Origin of the sequence: Thermococcus sp. MV11 (genome assembly GCF_012027285.1) — an archaeon.
Lineage (GTDB): Archaea > Methanobacteriota_B > Thermococci > Thermococcales > Thermococcaceae > Thermococcus > Thermococcus cleftensis.
This window is the reverse complement of record NZ_SNUD01000003.1, coordinates 262,358-277,094: the sequence shown is the minus strand read 5'-3', so window position 1 is coordinate 277,094 and position 14,737 is coordinate 262,358. Positions and strand designations below refer to the sequence as shown.

Below are 14,737 nucleotides of genomic sequence, written 5' to 3'. Positions count from 1 at the left end.
CACTTAATCCCATGTTCTTTTACGTCCTTTAATGAACATTAATGATAAAACTTAAATATTTCACCGCGAGTGATATAATATGGGCACGTGCCCAAATAGATACGTGGGGGATTGCCATGAACAGGGGTATATTGGCGGCACTGGTGATAGCCCTGGTTGTCTTAAGCGTCTCTGCTGTCCCTGCAAAGGCCGAGACCCTTGAAAACGGCGGCGTCATAATGCAGGCCTTCTACTGGGACGTCCCAGGTGGAGGAATCTGGTGGGACACCATAGCCCAGAAGATACCAGACTGGGCGAGCGCAGGAATTTCGGCAATATGGATTCCCCCCGCGAGCAAGGGCATGAGCGGCGGCTATTCCATGGGCTACGACCCCTACGACTACTTCGACCTCGGCGAGTACTACCAGAAGGGAACCGTTGAGACCCGCTTCGGCTCAAAGGCCGAGCTGGTGAACATGATAAACACCGCCCACGCCTACAACATGAAGGTCATAGCCGACATAGTCATCAACCACCGCGCCGGCGGAGACCTGGAGTGGAACCCCTTCGTGAACGACTACACCTGGACCGACTTCTCAAAGGTTGCCTCCGGCAAGTACACCGCCAACTACCTCGACTTCCACCCGAACGAGCTTCACGCGGGCGATTCCGGAACCTTTGGCGGCTATCCGGACATATGCCACGACAAGAGCTGGGACCAGTACTGGCTCTGGGCCAGCCAGGAGAGCTACGCGGCCTACCTCAGGAGCATCGGCGTTGATGCCTGGCGCTTCGACTACGTGAAGGGCTACGGCGCTTGGGTGGTCAAGGACTGGCTCAGCTGGTGGGGCGGCTGGGCGGTAGGAGAGTACTGGGACACCAACGTCGACGCCCTCCTGAGCTGGGCCTACGACAGCGGCGCCAAGGTCTTTGACTTCCCGCTTTACTACAAGATGGACGAGGCCTTCGATAACAACAACATCCCCGCGCTGGTAGATGCCCTCAGGAACGGTGGGACGGTTGTAAGCCGCGATCCCTTCAAGGCCGTTACCTTCGTCGCCAACCACGACACCGACATAATCTGGAACAAGTACCCGGCCTACGCGTTCATTCTCACCTACGAGGGACAGCCGACAATATTCTACCGCGACTATGAAGAGTGGCTCAACAAGGACAGGCTTAAGAACCTCATCTGGATACACGACCACCTTGCGGGAGGGAGCACCGACATAGTCTACTACGACAGCGACGAGCTGATCTTTGTCAGAAACGGCTACGGGGACAAGCCAGGACTGATAACCTACATCAACCTCGGCTCAAGCAAAGCCGGAAGGTGGGTCTACGTTCCGAAGTTCGCCGGCTCCTGCATACACGAGTACACCGGCAACCTCGGGGGCTGGGTTGACAAGTACGTCTCCTCCAGCGGCTGGGTCTACCTCGAGGCCCCGGCCCACGACCCGGCCAACGGCTACTACGGCTACTCCGTCTGGAGCTACTGTGGGGTGGGCTGAGCTCCTCCACCCGTTTCCATTCTTCCAGCTTCCTGTTTACGGCGACACCTGAGTGGCTCCCTTTCTCGCGAATCCTGGCCATAGAAACTCAAAAATCCCGCTGAGAAGCCAGGCCGTGAAGAACATTACCGTCCCCTTGGAGACCCCATGGACGCTCCCCCCAAGGAGCAGGTACTCCGCCCCAACGAGAACCACCAAAGCAGTATACAGAAGGACGTTCCGGAGTAAAAAGGCCAGCTCCAGTTTCCCGTTCCGGAACTCCCAGGCGCGGGGGAGGAGGGCACCCGCAACCCAGAGAAGGACCAGAACGAGCATTGTCTCGGGGGAGAATCCCCCGACCGCGAGGACAGCGACTGCAAGGACAACGGCCGGAACCGAAATGGCAACTCGAACCGCGTTTTCGGAGACCATTTTCACCACCTGCAGCCACTCCAATCAGGACTGCCATCAAAAGACGCTACTTCAAGCACTTCACCTTCCCAAGTCTCAACAGGTGTAAAATTAAAGTCCTTAAAAGTTTTCCCCATTCAAATAGTAAATCACGAACTGAGAGCAAAAAAGATTTTAACAGTCAAAACACAATCCAATTTGACGAAAACAAGTTGAGTAAAAGAGATCCACACAAAACACCCAAAGGCGTTGAAAAACCAAACTCAGAACTCCACCACCCACCTGACCGCGTGCGGGACTTTTTCCGCAACCTCCAGTGCGGTGAAGTTCTCGCCGAGCCCTTCCTTCACCATGTCTCCTGCAAGGCCGTTGAGAAAGGCTCCAGCGGAAGCGGCCCTTAATGGTGCGTTGCCGAGGGCGAGTAGAGCGCCGACGAGGCCCGCCAAGATGTCCCCGGTCCCGCCGGTGGTCATGCCCCTGTTCCCAGTTCTGTTGTACTTCCATGCCGTTCCATCGCTGATGACGTCGTAGGCACCTTTGAGCAGGATAACGCCGCCAACCTCGCCGGCCTTCTCCTTCACGAGCTCTGCCTTTTCCTGGAAGGAACCCTCAGGCTTCACGCCAAAGAGAACCTTGAACTCGCCACCGTGGGGCGTTAGGACGAAGGTCTTGTCCTTGAGAACGCTCAAGTCCCCGGCTATGGCCTTCAGGCCGTCCGCATCAATCACCATCGGCTTTTCGCAGCGCCTAACGAACCTCCTCACGAACTCCTTCGTCTCCTCCGTGAGACCGATTCCCGGGCCGATGACGACGGCGTCGACCTTTTCGGCTATGCCCAGAAGTTCTTCAACGTGCCCCGGCGAGAAGTTCTTCCCTTCGACCGGCCTGAGGATCAGGTCGGGGTCGGCTATGCGCCTCGCCGGATACTCGGGCATGGCCAGGTAAACCAGGTCCACGAGATAAGATGCCGCCCTTGCCGCAAGGTAGGGCGCGCCGTAGTAGTCCCCGCTCCCGCCTATGACGAGTAGCTTTCCGTTCTGACCCTTGTGCTCGCCCCGCTTTTTCAGCGCGAACTTCGCATCACCGGGCCCGACGAGGTGGTAAAGCTCCTTCGGATAGCCTATCTTAACCACAACGCGCTCGAAGTCCTCATACTCCTCCTTGTCCCACTGGAAGGTCACCGCGAAGTCGGCCTTAACTTGAACCTGTGAAGGATAGCCGCTCGGGAGGTCAACGCTGACTATCTTGGCCCTTCCGGCGTACTCGTTTATCTTCTCGATGGCCGAGCGGATCGGCTCGCGCGGCTCGCCCCTCGTGCCGGCTCCGAGGAGGGCGTCAACGATGACGTCAAAACCGCTGAGGTCGAGGGACCTTATGTAGGTGGAATCCTTGAGAACCCGGATTTTCACGAAGTCCAGGCCCTTGAGTATCTCCCAGTTGTGCCTTGCCTCCTCGCTCCTTATCTTGACCTCGTCCCCAACGAGGAAGAGCGTGACATCGTTCTCGAAGCTGAGGTGTCTCGCGGTAACGAAGCCGTCGCCGCCGTTGTTCCCAGTCCCGGAAAAGACTGCAATTTTGAGCCCCTTTCCAAAGCGCTCTTCAATCGTCCTGGCAACGCCAGCCCCGGCGTTCTCCATGAGCTGGTAAGGGGTTATGCCGAGCCACTTCGCGTTGATATCCCAGATGTAGACATCTTCGATGCGCATGAGTATCACCGGAATGGGTTGATGAAAGTTGATAAAAACTTCACGCTAGGCCTTCAAGGCCCGCCGGTAGGTCTCTTCAGAATAAAGCACCAGGTAAACCCTCTCCACGCTCTTCGCTTCCTTCGAGAACTCCTCCACGGTCTCCCTGAACGTCCTCACGACCTCCTCAAGCGGACAGCCGTAGATGCCAGAGCTTACGGCCGGAAAGGCTATGGTTTTGACACCGAGCTCGTCGGCCTTTTTCAGCGCCCCGAGAATTGCTTTTCTAAGCTTTTCTTTCCTCTCCTCGTTCCAGATACCGCCGCAGTATGGCCCGACCGTGTGAATGACGTGCCTGATTCCGTATCGCTCCAGCCTCAGGGCAGGGGTTACAACAACCTCACCATGCTCAATCGAGCTTTTTCCGAGCTGCTCGCGCATGGCCTCCTTGCTTATCCTGATGTACTCGGCAACGTTTCCAGCGGCGGCCCTGGCTATCACGTAGGCGACACCACCGCCGTGCTCAAGGTATTTGTTGGCGGCGTTGACTATGGCCTCGGCAGGGAAGCGGGTGATGTCCCCGCGGACGATCTCGAAGGATAACATCCCAATCACCGTCCAACCGATTACTCACGACAGATTTTAACGGTTGCGCGAGTTATTACTCTGGAAACTTTTTATGACGTACAACTTAAAACAGTAACAGTTAAATATGGGCAAAACCCATGAACGATGGTGGTGGAATGAGGGCTTTTGAGGCACTGGGGGAAACCCTTACGGCGATATCAAAAGACAAAAAGCTGTGGAGGTATCCAGTCATAGCATCAGGGATGGCCGGGGTACTTATTGGCCTATCCGACCACGTTCTCAACCGGAACATCTGGATCGCAATTCTCATCGCCCTGTCGAGTCTCCTGCTCCAGCTCACGGTGGTGTACTATCCCACCAGGGCCTTCTACTACCACCAAAAGAAGACACCCTTCGAGGAGTCGGCCCTCGTGATGGAATCGATAACCGGGGGGATAAAGGTCCTCCTGGTGAGCATTGTTTACGGACTTGTAGTCCTCATAGTCGGCGGGCTCTTCCTCCTTCCAGCGATACTGGCGTACTACATCCTCTCAGGAACGGCGAGGTATGTCCTGGCGGGACTCCTTGGCCTGCCCCCGGCGATCCTCCTTATGGGAGTAATCGCCATGATGATTCCTGCGTACGTATGGACCAGGGATTTCGGAGAGGGGTTGGGGGTTATAGGTGTCGCGCTGGACAACGCCAAAGAGGCCTTCGTCTTTGGAGCCCTAATGGCAGCGGTGAGTGTTGGCCTCTGGGGAGCAGCACAGGGGCTTGTTTTCATTTCATCTCTCGTTGCAGGAGGCATCACTGGAGCCCTGCTCGCGGGTCTGCTCGACGGATTAATAACGGGCCTGTCAAGCGTAATCTCCGGTGTCGCCGGGGCGGCCATGTACCGGAAGCTCAGGGTATGGGTGGAAAAGGAAAGACCTGTCCGGGTCGATCCCGACTGGCTGGCGAGCCTCTGAGCTAAGCCAGCTTTTCTATCGTTTTTTCAGCCTCATCAATTATCTTCTCCTCGTCAAGGGTGAGAACTTCACGGTCCAGCATCAGAATCTTTCCGTCGACTATCGTCGTCTCCACGTCATTGCCACTGGCAGAGTAAACGAGGTGACTGATTACATTGTTGATAGGCCTCAGGTGGGGCCGGTTGAAGTCGATGATTGCTATGTCCGCCAGGTAGCCCTCCTTTATCACACCGGCCTTGAGGCGTAGTGCCTTTGCACCGTTGAGGGTTGCCATCCTGAATACCGTCTTTGCATCGGCAACCGTCGGGTCGAGGTTGTGGACCTTGTGGAGCAAAGCCGCTAACTTCATCTCGTCGAGCATGTCGAGGTTGTTGTTGCTTGCACTTCCATCGGTGCCGAGGCCGACGTTTACGCCCGCGTTGATGAGTTTCTGGAGGGGCATAACCCCGCTCGCGAGCTTCATGTTGCTGGCCGGGTTGTGAGCCACTGTAACGCCGTTCCTCGCGAGAATCTGTATATCCCTGCTGTCGAGCCAGACGCCGTGCGCTATTATCACGTCGTTTCCAAGGAAGCCAACCTCATCGAGCAGAACGACGGGGCTCTTGCCGTAGCGCTCGGTTATCTGGCCTATCTCAGCCATCGTCTCGCTCACGTGGATCGTTATCAGCTTCCCGTGCTCGTTTGCCAGCTTCCTTACTTCCTTCAGCAGGGCTATCGAGCAGGTGTAGGGCGCGTGGGGCCCGAAGACGAAGTGAACGCGCTCCGAGTTGAGCTTCTCGATGAACTCCATCGTGCGGAGGGCCTCTTTTATCTCCTTCTCGGTCTTCTCGGGGTCGCCGAGGTCTATCATTCCATAGGAAAGGTAGCCCCTCAGCCCCGACTCCGCGACGACCTCGGCAACCGCGTCCATTTGAAAATACATGTCAAGAAAAGTCGTCGTTCCTGTCTTAATCATCTCAAGCGCACCCAGATAGGCACCGGCCTTGGTGTACTCGCGAGTTAGCTTCGCCTCCCTCGGCCAGATGTGGTTCTGGAGCCAGTCCATGAGGGGTAAATCGTCAGCCAGGCCGCGGAAGAGGCCCATCGGCGAGTGTGTGTGAAGATTTATGAAGCCGGGAGAAACGACTTTTCCCTTGGCGTCGATGACCGTGTCAGCGGGCTCGTTTATTTCCTTGGCAACCTTGACGATTCTGTTTCCCTCGATGAGAACATCAGCCTTTACGACCTCAAAGCTCTCGCCGTAGATAACGTGACCGTTCTTGATGAGAACGCTCATGAGCATCACCCCATTTTAAAGGGTTGTGTTTCCGGTGGAAGTTAAAAAGGTGTCGGAGAAGAGAAAAGCCTCAAATGGGAACCCAGAGGCTCCAGGAGTATGGGTCGAACTCGTTGTAGTGGTCCCAGATGCTCGCGTAGCCGCTCTCGACGAGCCACTCATTGACGTTCAGGGCGTAGCCATAGTACCAGAAGGGGAGGTAAACCACCGCGACCACGCGGCCGTAGCGGTCGGTTTCATAGATGTCATCGACGTCAAGGTAGACGTAGCGGCCGTACGTATCGAGGAGCCACTCCAAAGCTGCCTTCGATTCCTTGCCCTCATCGGTGTATATCTCGGGCGCATTTATGTCGGCGAAGCGGACCTTGAAGGTTTCCCCGGCTTTGTAGCCGTAGTAGGAGTGGAACCACACGGTGTCGCCATCGACGACCTCAGTGACGTAGCCGTAGGCCTGAAACTCGTAGGCGCTGGCAACGGGCAACAGGAGGACAGATAGCATGGCGAGAACAAAGAGCATCCTTCGGGTCACGGCACTCACCGAAGAAGGTAGGTGGTAGGACTTTTAAAATTTACCGAAAGAAGTCAAAAGCACAGGAAACAGAAAACAAAAATAACATTTCTACGTCACTCAGACGAACATGCTCTTCAGCACGTCGGCGCAGCCGCACTTCCTCTCCTCGGGAATCCTAGGAATGGCCTTCTTAAGCAACTCCTGAACCTTGTAGTTGTTCTCGGCCATAACCTTGAGGACTTCCTGCGCATCAACAGGTTTGTCGGCCCAGACGTCGTAGTCGGTGACGGTCGCTATGTTGGCGTAGCACATGCCCAGCTCGCGCGCGAGGTTTATCTCGGGGACGAGCGTCATTCCTATTATGTGGGCGTACTGCCTGAACATGAAGCTCTCGGCGCGGGTTGAAAAGCGCGGCCCCTCGATGCAGACGTAGGTGCCCTTCTCGTGAACCGGGAAGCCGAGCTCCTTGGCAGTTTCGTAGAAAATCCTCCTCATCTCGGGACAGAAGGGGTCAGCCATGCTCACGTGGGCAACGCGCGGGCCGTTGTAGAAGGTGTAGTCCCTCTTCTTGGTGAAGTCTATGAACTGGTCGGTTATGACGATGTCACCGGGCTTGTACTCCTCGCGGAGCGAGCCGACGGCGGTAACGCCTATAACGCGCTCGACGCCGAGCTCCTTAAGGGCCCAGATGTTCGCGCGGTAGGGAACCTCGTGCGGTGGGAACTCGTGGTGCTTGCCGTGGCGCGGTATGAAAGCTACCTCGACGCCCCCTATCTCCCCGATTTCCACTGGAGCCGAAGGCCTGCCGTAGGGGGTGTGGACCTTGACCGTCTCCCTCGGCTCGAAGACTCCGTAGACACCGGAGCCACCTATTATCCCAATCCTCGGCATGGTCATCACCGTGTTAAATGCTCGCTCCACTCATATAAGGGTTGCCGTTCCAGTGGAAATGGAGCCCCTATCCGCGCCCCCGGGAGATCAAGAGCAGGCTTAACAGGGGCAGTGACCCATACCAGAGGACAAGCCACGGCACGAAAACGAGCGCCGTGGAAAGGTAAACCCCACCCAGGAGAACGCTTGGGAACTCCAGGAAAAGGGCAATGACCACGTAAGCCGTTAGGAGGGGCTTTAGAGGCAGGCGATTGCCGGCAACGCCGGTGGTAATTTCCCAAAGGGCCATGAGGACTATGTAACCCCACCACGCGACGGCCGGCAGTTTTTCAAAGATCCAGAAGTTGTACATAACCGTCAGAAAGAGCGGGTAAGCGAAGGCAAAGACCCTGAGGAAAAGCCTCAAAAAGAGTAGAAGGCGGAGAGAGTACCTCATATCTCACCACCTCCGGAATAGACCGAGTAGAGGCACAAAAGAATAACATCACACAGCATGAAGGGAAGGGTCGGGCGCTCCATGGTTTCACCACGAGAGTTTTTGCGCTCTTGGGATAAAAGCTCTTCTAACAGGTTCAAAACGCTTGTCCACCAATTAGGGCTTTTCCATCAAAAGAGCATAACGGCCTTCCGCGCAGGCAACATCGGCTCTGATTTCAAAAACCCTTCCGAGGAACTGGCAAAACTTTAATAACCTTTGGGAACTAAATACTTCGGGGGTGGTGAGATGGAGAACGGAAGGCCCGTCAAGCTCGTCTTACCTGAGGTCAAAAACCCCATCTTCATAGAGGGCTACCCCGGGATTGGCTTGGTCGGCCACATAGCCGGCAACTTCCTGGCTAAGGAGCTCGGAATGGAGATGATAGGCTACGTGGAAAGCCCGTTCATACCACCGATGACGATAGTTCTCGAGGGAAAGCCCAACCCACCGCTCAGGTTTTACGGGAAGGACAACGTCATCGTAGCTGTTGCGGACATCTACGTCCCCCCAACCCTCGTGAACGAGATAGCGAAGGAGCTGGTGAACTACCTGAAGGAGATGAAAGCCGAGAAGGTGTTCTCGATCGGCGGAATTGGGATAGGCTTCTTCAAGGAGAAGATGGAGGTCTGGGGCGTTGGGGCAAGGGCGGAGCTGAACAGGGAGCTTGAGGGGGCAGGGGCAAAGATACTCCAGTACGGCTCTATAATGGGCATGAGCGGAAGGCTCCTCTGGGAGGCGAGCAGGGGCGGCCTTGATGCCTACGTTCTGCTCGGTGAGACATTCGGCGACAGGCCCGACCCGAGGGCAGCTGCCAACGTCATCGAGGTTCTGAAGAAGCTGGCCCCAATAGAGGTATCGACTGAGCCGCTCATCAAGGAGGCCGAGATGATCGAGGAGCAGCTCAGGAAGATGCACGAGCAGATGGAGCAGGCGAGGAGGAAGGAGATGAAGCAGTACGAGAGCATCTACCTGTGAGGTGGTAGCATGGAGGCAGTGATCTTAGCTGGAATCGCGAGGAGGGTTCTCGATGAACTCCTCAGGAACCCCTACCGAACGATAGAGCTGAGGAGCGCGAGGAACGTGATGGCAGTCGAGGCGGCCCTACGCGAGGCGATGAGGCTCTTCCTGACCTACGACCCCTTCGAGGACGTTTCCACTGGAACGGAAGGCCTGCTGGCCGAGCTTATGGAAGCTAAGTATCTGGAGACGAGGATTCCATGGGAGGAGAGCGACGAGAGGGAGGTAACGATATGCAGGGCAAAGGTTAAGCTCGTAGGCCTTGGGCGTGTGGTGAAAGTCGAGAGGAGAAAGGGGGTTATGCTCGCGAGGGTCAGGGAGCTGTTTCCCCACGAGATGGACATAGGCTAAAACAGGGTCTTCTGCCTTCCCCTGCCGAGCTTTTCCTTCTTCGGCGGCTCGACCTTTCTGAACTCCAGCCCCTCCTTTTCAAGGAGCTTTTTCGCGCCAGAGGTTAGGGACGGGGCAACCAGAATCCCCCTAACTTTTCCATGCTCCCTCTCCAGCGCCTCCACGTAGCGCTTCAGCTGGCTGACGGCATGCAAATCCGCCTTCCTGCGCTTCAGCTCGAGGACGACGAGGTTTCCCCTGCCGTCCTTCCCGAGGATATCCACTATTCCATGGCCGATCTGTTTCTCACGGAAGAGCGGCTTGAAGCCGGGCTCAATGAGCTCCGGGTTCCTGAATATCATCTCCGCCATCTCGGCCTCGCTCCCGGTCAAGGCCAGCTCCTCGTAGTCCTCCGCGTTGAAGAGCGAAGCCAGGTAGACCTCCTCAAGCTCGACCTCCAGGATCTCCTTCGGCTTCCTCCTCACCGAGCGGAGAACAACTAGCCCTTCCCGCACCTCCACCGTAACGAAGCTCCCTGGCGGCTGCCAGTTCACGGGCTCGCGCTTCTTGCTCTGGTGAACGAGAAATGCACCGTCGGGCTTGACCAGTATCACCCTGTCGCCGGAGCCGAGCTCGCTCTTCGCCCGGCCGTCGTAGTGAACCCTGCAGCGGGCGAATATGGTGAGCACGGCCTCCTTGGAGAGGGCGGAATCGATCAATGTGAGAAGCTCCTCTCGGGAAGGATTCTGAATCGCCTCAACCTTGGGCATGGAGTTGGGTAAAGAAGAGGGGTTAAAAAGCTAACTCAGTCCTCGACGCCCCTGTCGGTGATGCGGAATATAGCCTCTCCCTCGGGCAGGTGCGGGCTGTCGATCAGGCGAGCAACCCTCTTTCCGGCCTTGCCCTTCCTCAGGTAGATTCTCAGCGTCGCGCTGTGGGCCAAGATGTGACCGCCGACAGGCCTCGTCGGGTCGCCGAAGAAGGCATCTGGCTTGGCCTGAACCTGGTTGGTAACGAAGACGGCTATGTCGTAGAGGTCCGCTATCCTGTGCAGGTCGGCGAGGTGCTTGGCCAGCTTCTGCTGCCTCTCCGCCAGCGTTCCCCTGCCGACGTACTCGCTCCTGAAGTGGGCCATCAGGGAATCGACGACAAGGAGCTTGACCGGCCTGTCCGTCTCGGCCTTCTCCTTGATTATCTCCTCCGCCCTCTCGACGAGGAGCATCTGGTGGTTGCTGTTGAAGGCTCTAGCCACGTAGATGTTCTTGAGGGTCTCGTCGGGATCGAGGCCGCGGTTTTCAGCTATCTGCCTTATTCTCTCGGGCCTGAAGGTGTTCTCGGTATCGATCCAGATCACCGAGCCGCCAAGACCGCCCTCCTCGGGCGGAAGCTGAACCATCACCGCCAGCGTGTGGGCCAGCTGGGTCTTTCCAGAACCAAACTCTCCGAAGACCTCAGTTATGGCCTGGGTCTCAATACCACCCCCCAGGAGCTTGTCGAGGCTCTTGCTTCCAGTGGAGATCCTGCCTATGGTTTTTCGCTTCTCCATGTACTCGTCAGCGCGCATGAAGGTTCCTATGTTGGCGGCCTCTCTCGCGGCCTGGATTATCTTGAGCGCGGCACCCTCGCTTATTCCCGCTATCTCCTTGAGCTCCATGGGGGAGGCAACGGCTATGGCCTCGATGCTGTCGTAGCCCGCCTCGCGGAGCTTTTCAGCGGTGGCCGGCCCAACGCCCGGCAGGTCCTCAAGGGTCTTTATTTCCTTCTCCTTCTTTTTCTTGGTTGAGCTTGAAGCGGACTCCTCAACGACCTCGAGCTCCTCGAACTCCTCGAGCTCTTTTATTTCATCTTCGGCCTTCTTCTTCCTCGCCATGAACATCACCCAACACTGCTACCTTCCATAGGGGTAAAAATTCGAAGGGTTATATACTTTTCTTCGGATTCACACCCCCTCCACCCGCGGGCCTAATGACTACCAGCTTGGCCCCCTCAGGGATTCTCTCATCAAGAGGCGGGTTAAGAACAGGCTTGTCCGTGTAGTAACCCAATAAGAAGTAGCCATTCTCTTCATGGAGCTTCCGAAGAGCCTCAATGTACGTTGAACCCCAGAGGTCCCGCCGGAGGAGCACCGAGATGTCGTAGCGGCCGAGGGAGGTGGTAAGGTCATCTATAACGTCCACTACCTCGGGCTCAAACACCGAGCTCGCGAGAAGCCTTCCGGCGAAGCTCCTGCTCAGTATCACCCTGTCGGCCCCGGCCTGCTTCAGCAGCTCGACGCTCTCGGCCTTGAGGGCCTCCACGAGAACCCTGGCCCTTGACATGCGCTTTATCATGAGCGTTGAGAAGACGGACTTGGAGTCGTCTTCGAGGGCAAGGATCACGTGGGAAGCCTCCCTGATGTGGGCCCTCTCCAGGGTCTCCGGATTCGTGGGGTCCCCTATGAGAACCTCCACTTCCTCTGGAAGCTCAATCCCCTTGCGCTCTTCCTCGTTGGGGAACACCACCACTATGGGCTTAGGCTCGGCATCTCCACTGGAAATGGCAGAGATGAGCTCGTTCACGCAGCTCGGCACGCTGCTACCCTGGCCTATGATAACGTAATGACCCGAATACTTAACGCGGTGCATACCCATCATCCTCCTGAGGGAAGACGAAATGAAGTACTCGGCCAGAATCGACACGAGGGCGGTGAAAGTTGAGATTCCCGCCACTGCAGCCACCATTGCCACGGCCCTGCCCGCGGAGGTCTGGGGTGTCACGTCGCCGTAGCCAATCGTCGCCATCGTGATGACGGCCCAGTAGAAGGCCGTGTAGAAGTCCAAACCCTCGAAGTAGGCGAACAGGGAGGCGAAAAGCAGGGCCAGCAGGAGTACGGCCATCGCTATCTGGAGGAGTCTGTTCCGGCCGATCTTGATTTTCACCTTCAGCAGCTTCCTTACAAGTGGAACCGGAATCATGTTATACCTTACGAGGGGGATTTTAAAAACCTATCACCAATGCCCCCCAAGGTTCATCAATGGAACATTTTTTCCAGTGGAAACAGAGGTCTTTTTCGATGGCCATCTGAAAGACCCCCCAGAGTTTCATTTCCACTGGAGCTCAGTTTTGCAGATGGACGGATTTTCGCGGCTAGAAAGATGAAAGGAGTGTTTATAAACAATCTTTCGAACATCAAATAAGCAGATTTAAAAACAAGCTCTGAGTTTTGTAGTCTTTCGTTCATTACTATTCAGAGATTTGGGGATTTTATGAACATTGTTCATGAAAATGTATAAATACCAAAAGTTCAAAAGAAAACGGGAGAGTTTCACCAAAAAGACAAAAAATTATGGGAGTAGCCAAAACCTGGCTCCAGTGGAAATAAAACTCCCAGGGGGTATTGAAGTGTTTAACTTTTCTAAATTGCAAAACACTTTTGTTTACTACAAATGTCTAAAACAGTCCACCAATGTCCGCATTTTAATGTTCATTTAAGTTCATTCACCTTTCAGTGGAAATGATCGTTTGATTTCATCTGAACATTTACAAACCTAAAATTCCGCTGTACATTTATGGGCGCTTAACCCCTTTGCTTCCTGTGGAGAACGAAGGCTCGGGTTTGCCTGTGCCGTTTCAAGTGCAAAGTTAATTAACCTACATCGCATAGTATTCTTCGGTGGTTTCCATGGACGACATCGAGGTTCAGGTTCTTGAGTGGCTTCGGGAGGGTGACGACACTGCCCAGGACATAGTGGATCTCCCCTGGTCCGTCAGGGAAGTTCAACCTGGGACTTATCTGGCCGAACACCCGAGAATGCCGTTCTCTCTCCTTGTGGTGTTCTCAGAGGGCTTTGTCCACCTACTAGTGCCTATGGGTCTCGAGACATTCTCCATGTCCAACAACGAGAAGTTGAGGGTGTATCATACCCTCCTTCGTCTCAACGACCAGGTGAACCTGATGAAGTTCACCCTCTCAGGAATGGACGATGACGTCTATCTTCGCGTGGATCTTGACAAGAAGACTCTTGGCAAGGACGAGTTCAACGATGCGCTCACGGCTTTGCTAATAGGCCTTATGTCCGCGGTATCAGCCATGGGGCTGGAAGAGGCCTTCGAAAGAGAAATCTTTGACCGCATCGTTGGAATGGTTCTTGAGAGGGTTGAGCGCGGCGCCAGCAGGGACGAACTTATGAGGTTCCTGACCGTCAAGGTCGGTATGAGCGTTGAGGACGCAAAAAACCTGCTCAACGAGGTGTTCGCGGCCAAGAAAGAAATTGAAGAGCAGGGTAAGGACGTTGGGTACTTCTGATTTACTTCGGTTTTCTTTTCACTCTTCTAGTCGATGTATCGGTATCAATGTATCCGTTTTTAGAATCTTGTAGTCCGGGATTAGAATCTCTTACTACCGGCATGTTTATAAACTCTTTCTCATTTAGAACCTTGAGGTGATTTGTGTGACTGATATTGAAACGCAGGTTCTTGAGTGGCTCAGGACGGGCAGAGAAGATGCCGCCGACATAGTTGATCTCCCATGGGAGGTCAAGGCGGTTGGAGAGTCCGTGTACGTTGCCGAGCATCCCAAGATGCCTTTCACCCTCGTGGTCATGTTCTCCGACGAGTTTGTTCACCTTGTGATCCCCACGAGCCTTGAAACCTACGGCCTGGGCGATGAGGATAGGCTCTACGTTTACCACACCCTCCTTGAGCTGAACGATAGGATATACATGATGAAGTTCAGCCTTGGGAGGCCCAACGACGTTGTTAACATCCGTGTTGACCTCGACAAGAAGACCCTTGGCAAGGAGGAATTCAACGACGCCCTAACCGCCCTGGCGATTGGCCTTCTCTCGGGAGTTTCCGCCCTCGGACTCGAGGAGGAGTTCGTTGAGAGAATATTCGACCGCATCGTCGTCATGCTCCTTGAGAGGATTCAGAAGGGCTACACCTACGAGCAGCTCATGGAGTTCCTCACCATCAAGGTCGGGCTTGAAGAGAAGGACGCCAAAGAGCTTCTCGACGCCGTCCTTGAATCTGTGGAAGAAGAGCCTGCCGGGGAAGATGGTTGATCTGGCCCTCTTTTCTCTGGTCATCTCTTCTATTTTCTGGTTGGCTTTTTACATTCCCCTGTTCAACAACGCATATAAACCCCCGACTCCGA

General features: G+C 55.3%; 16 protein-coding genes. 6 read left to right on the top strand and 10 right to left on the bottom strand.

The window, feature by feature from the left end; all coding sequences use genetic code 11:
• The first annotated feature begins 116 nt into the window (after positions 1 to 116).
• Positions 117 to 1,490, top strand: a complete 1,374-nt coding sequence (locus tag E3E27_RS09110) for an alpha-amylase (RefSeq protein WP_167774308.1) — start codon at positions 117 to 119, stop codon at positions 1,488 to 1,490.
• Positions 1,491 to 1,526: 36 nt separating this feature from the next.
• Here the strand turns inward: E3E27_RS09110 and E3E27_RS09105 are convergent, their stop codons facing one another.
• The 3 genes from E3E27_RS09105 to E3E27_RS09095 form a co-directional block, all read right to left on the bottom strand.
• Positions 1,527 to 1,910: a hypothetical protein gene (locus E3E27_RS09105; RefSeq protein ID WP_167774307.1), complete on the bottom strand. Its 384-nt coding sequence runs from the start codon at positions 1,908 to 1,910 to the stop codon at positions 1,527 to 1,529.
• A gap of 233 nt (positions 1,911 to 2,143) precedes the next feature.
• Entirely contained in the window at positions 2,144 to 3,586 is a 1,443-nt protein-coding gene (locus E3E27_RS09100) for an NAD(P)H-hydrate dehydratase (RefSeq protein ID WP_167774406.1), read from the bottom strand.
• Between the two features lie 45 nt (positions 3,587 to 3,631).
• Positions 3,632 to 4,171: a [protein ADP-ribosylglutamate] hydrolase gene (locus E3E27_RS09095; RefSeq protein WP_167774405.1), complete on the bottom strand. Its 540-nt coding sequence runs from the start codon at positions 4,169 to 4,171 to the stop codon at positions 3,632 to 3,634.
• Between the two features lie 137 nt (positions 4,172 to 4,308).
• Between E3E27_RS09095 and E3E27_RS09090 the strand changes: the two genes are divergently transcribed.
• A complete protein-coding gene (locus E3E27_RS09090; protein ID WP_167774306.1) occupies positions 4,309 to 5,100 on the top strand; it encodes a hypothetical protein in 792 nt (263 codons plus the stop codon).
• Between the two features lies 1 nt (position 5,101).
• Here E3E27_RS09090 and E3E27_RS09085 read toward each other — a convergent pair whose 3' ends face one another.
• The 4 genes from E3E27_RS09085 to E3E27_RS09070 all read right to left on the bottom strand — a co-directional run bounded on the left by E3E27_RS09085 (position 5,102) and on the right by E3E27_RS09070 (position 8,214).
• Positions 5,102 to 6,376 carry an amidohydrolase family protein gene (locus tag E3E27_RS09085; RefSeq protein ID WP_167774404.1) on the bottom strand — a complete coding sequence of 425 codons (1,275 nt, stop codon included), beginning with the start codon at positions 6,374 to 6,376 and terminating at the stop codon, positions 5,102 to 5,104.
• A 70-nt stretch (positions 6,377 to 6,446) separates the two neighbouring features.
• Positions 6,447 to 6,914, bottom strand: a complete 468-nt coding sequence (locus tag E3E27_RS09080; protein ID WP_237266225.1) for a thermonuclease family protein — start codon at positions 6,912 to 6,914, stop codon at positions 6,447 to 6,449.
• A gap of 90 nt (positions 6,915 to 7,004) precedes the next feature.
• Positions 7,005 to 7,778, bottom strand: coding sequence for an S-methyl-5'-thioadenosine phosphorylase (locus tag E3E27_RS09075; protein WP_167774403.1), 774 nt, complete (start codon positions 7,776 to 7,778; stop codon positions 7,005 to 7,007).
• A 67-nt stretch (positions 7,779 to 7,845) separates the two neighbouring features.
• Positions 7,846 to 8,214: a hypothetical protein gene (locus E3E27_RS09070; RefSeq protein ID WP_167774305.1), complete on the bottom strand. Its 369-nt coding sequence runs from the start codon at positions 8,212 to 8,214 to the stop codon at positions 7,846 to 7,848.
• 288 nt (positions 8,215 to 8,502) lie between these two features.
• Between E3E27_RS09070 and E3E27_RS09065 the strand changes: the two genes are divergently transcribed.
• Together E3E27_RS09065 and E3E27_RS09060 are read left to right on the top strand one after the other, a co-directional pair.
• On the top strand, positions 8,503 to 9,231 hold the full coding sequence (locus tag E3E27_RS09065) for a proteasome assembly chaperone family protein (RefSeq protein WP_014788887.1): 729 nt from the start codon (positions 8,503 to 8,505) through the stop codon (positions 9,229 to 9,231).
• 9 nt (positions 9,232 to 9,240) lie between these two features.
• Positions 9,241 to 9,624 carry a DUF473 family protein gene (locus E3E27_RS09060; RefSeq protein WP_167774304.1) on the top strand — a complete coding sequence of 128 codons (384 nt, stop codon included), beginning with the start codon at positions 9,241 to 9,243 and terminating at the stop codon, positions 9,622 to 9,624.
• Here E3E27_RS09060 and nucS read toward each other — a convergent pair.
• The 3 genes from nucS to E3E27_RS09045 are packed head-to-tail and all read right to left on the bottom strand — an operon-like array spanning position 9,621 to position 12,557.
• The gene (gene nucS / locus E3E27_RS09055; protein ID WP_083830192.1) at positions 9,621 to 10,373 is read right to left on the bottom strand and encodes an endonuclease NucS; all 753 of its coding nucleotides are present in this window, start codon (positions 10,371 to 10,373) and stop codon (positions 9,621 to 9,623) included. The genes E3E27_RS09060 and nucS overlap by 4 nt on opposite strands.
• A gap of 35 nt (positions 10,374 to 10,408) precedes the next feature.
• Positions 10,409 to 11,473, bottom strand: a complete 1,065-nt coding sequence (radA, locus tag E3E27_RS09050) for a DNA repair and recombination protein RadA (RefSeq protein WP_014788890.1) — start codon at positions 11,471 to 11,473, stop codon at positions 10,409 to 10,411.
• Between the two features lie 49 nt (positions 11,474 to 11,522).
• Positions 11,523 to 12,557 carry a TrkA family potassium uptake protein gene (locus E3E27_RS09045; protein ID WP_167774303.1) on the bottom strand — a complete coding sequence of 345 codons (1,035 nt, stop codon included), beginning with the start codon at positions 12,555 to 12,557 and terminating at the stop codon, positions 11,523 to 11,525.
• A gap of 707 nt (positions 12,558 to 13,264) precedes the next feature.
• Between E3E27_RS09045 and E3E27_RS09040 the strand changes: the two genes are divergently transcribed.
• Both E3E27_RS09040 and E3E27_RS09035 read left to right on the top strand, forming a co-directional pair.
• On the top strand, positions 13,265 to 13,888 hold the full coding sequence (locus tag E3E27_RS09040; protein WP_167774402.1) for a DNA-binding protein: 624 nt from the start codon (positions 13,265 to 13,267) through the stop codon (positions 13,886 to 13,888).
• 145 nt (positions 13,889 to 14,033) lie between these two features.
• Positions 14,034 to 14,645: a YbjN domain-containing protein gene (locus tag E3E27_RS09035; protein ID WP_167774302.1), complete on the top strand. Its 612-nt coding sequence runs from the start codon at positions 14,034 to 14,036 to the stop codon at positions 14,643 to 14,645.
• Positions 14,646 to 14,737 lie beyond the last annotated feature (92 nt).

Coding starts and splice junctions, on each gene's coding strand:
- nucS (WP_083830192.1), bottom strand. CDS start 10,373: ATGCCCAAGGTTGAGGCGATTCAGAATCCTTCCCGAGAGGAGCTTCTC.
- E3E27_RS09045 (WP_167774303.1), bottom strand. CDS start 12,557: ATGATTCCGGTTCCACTTGTAAGGAAGCTGCTGAAGGTGAAAATCAAG.
- E3E27_RS09060 (WP_167774304.1), top strand. CDS start 9,241: ATGGAGGCAGTGATCTTAGCTGGAATCGCGAGGAGGGTTCTCGATGAA.
- E3E27_RS09070 (WP_167774305.1), bottom strand. CDS start 8,214: ATGAGGTACTCTCTCCGCCTTCTACTCTTTTTGAGGCTTTTCCTCAGG.
- E3E27_RS09075 (WP_167774403.1), bottom strand. CDS start 7,778: ATGCCGAGGATTGGGATAATAGGTGGCTCCGGTGTCTACGGAGTCTTC.
- E3E27_RS09100 (WP_167774406.1), bottom strand. CDS start 3,586: ATGCGCATCGAAGATGTCTACATCTGGGATATCAACGCGAAGTGGCTC.
- E3E27_RS09040 (WP_167774402.1), top strand. CDS start 13,265: ATGGACGACATCGAGGTTCAGGTTCTTGAGTGGCTTCGGGAGGGTGAC.
- E3E27_RS09095 (WP_167774405.1), bottom strand. CDS start 4,171: ATGTTATCCTTCGAGATCGTCCGCGGGGACATCACCCGCTTCCCTGCC.
- E3E27_RS09065 (WP_014788887.1), top strand. CDS start 8,503: ATGGAGAACGGAAGGCCCGTCAAGCTCGTCTTACCTGAGGTCAAAAAC.
- E3E27_RS09110 (WP_167774308.1), top strand. CDS start 117: ATGAACAGGGGTATATTGGCGGCACTGGTGATAGCCCTGGTTGTCTTA.
- E3E27_RS09090 (WP_167774306.1), top strand. CDS start 4,309: ATGAGGGCTTTTGAGGCACTGGGGGAAACCCTTACGGCGATATCAAAA.
- E3E27_RS09085 (WP_167774404.1), bottom strand. CDS start 6,376: ATGAGCGTTCTCATCAAGAACGGTCACGTTATCTACGGCGAGAGCTTT.
- radA (WP_014788890.1), bottom strand. CDS start 11,473: ATGGCGAGGAAGAAGAAGGCCGAAGATGAAATAAAAGAGCTCGAGGAG.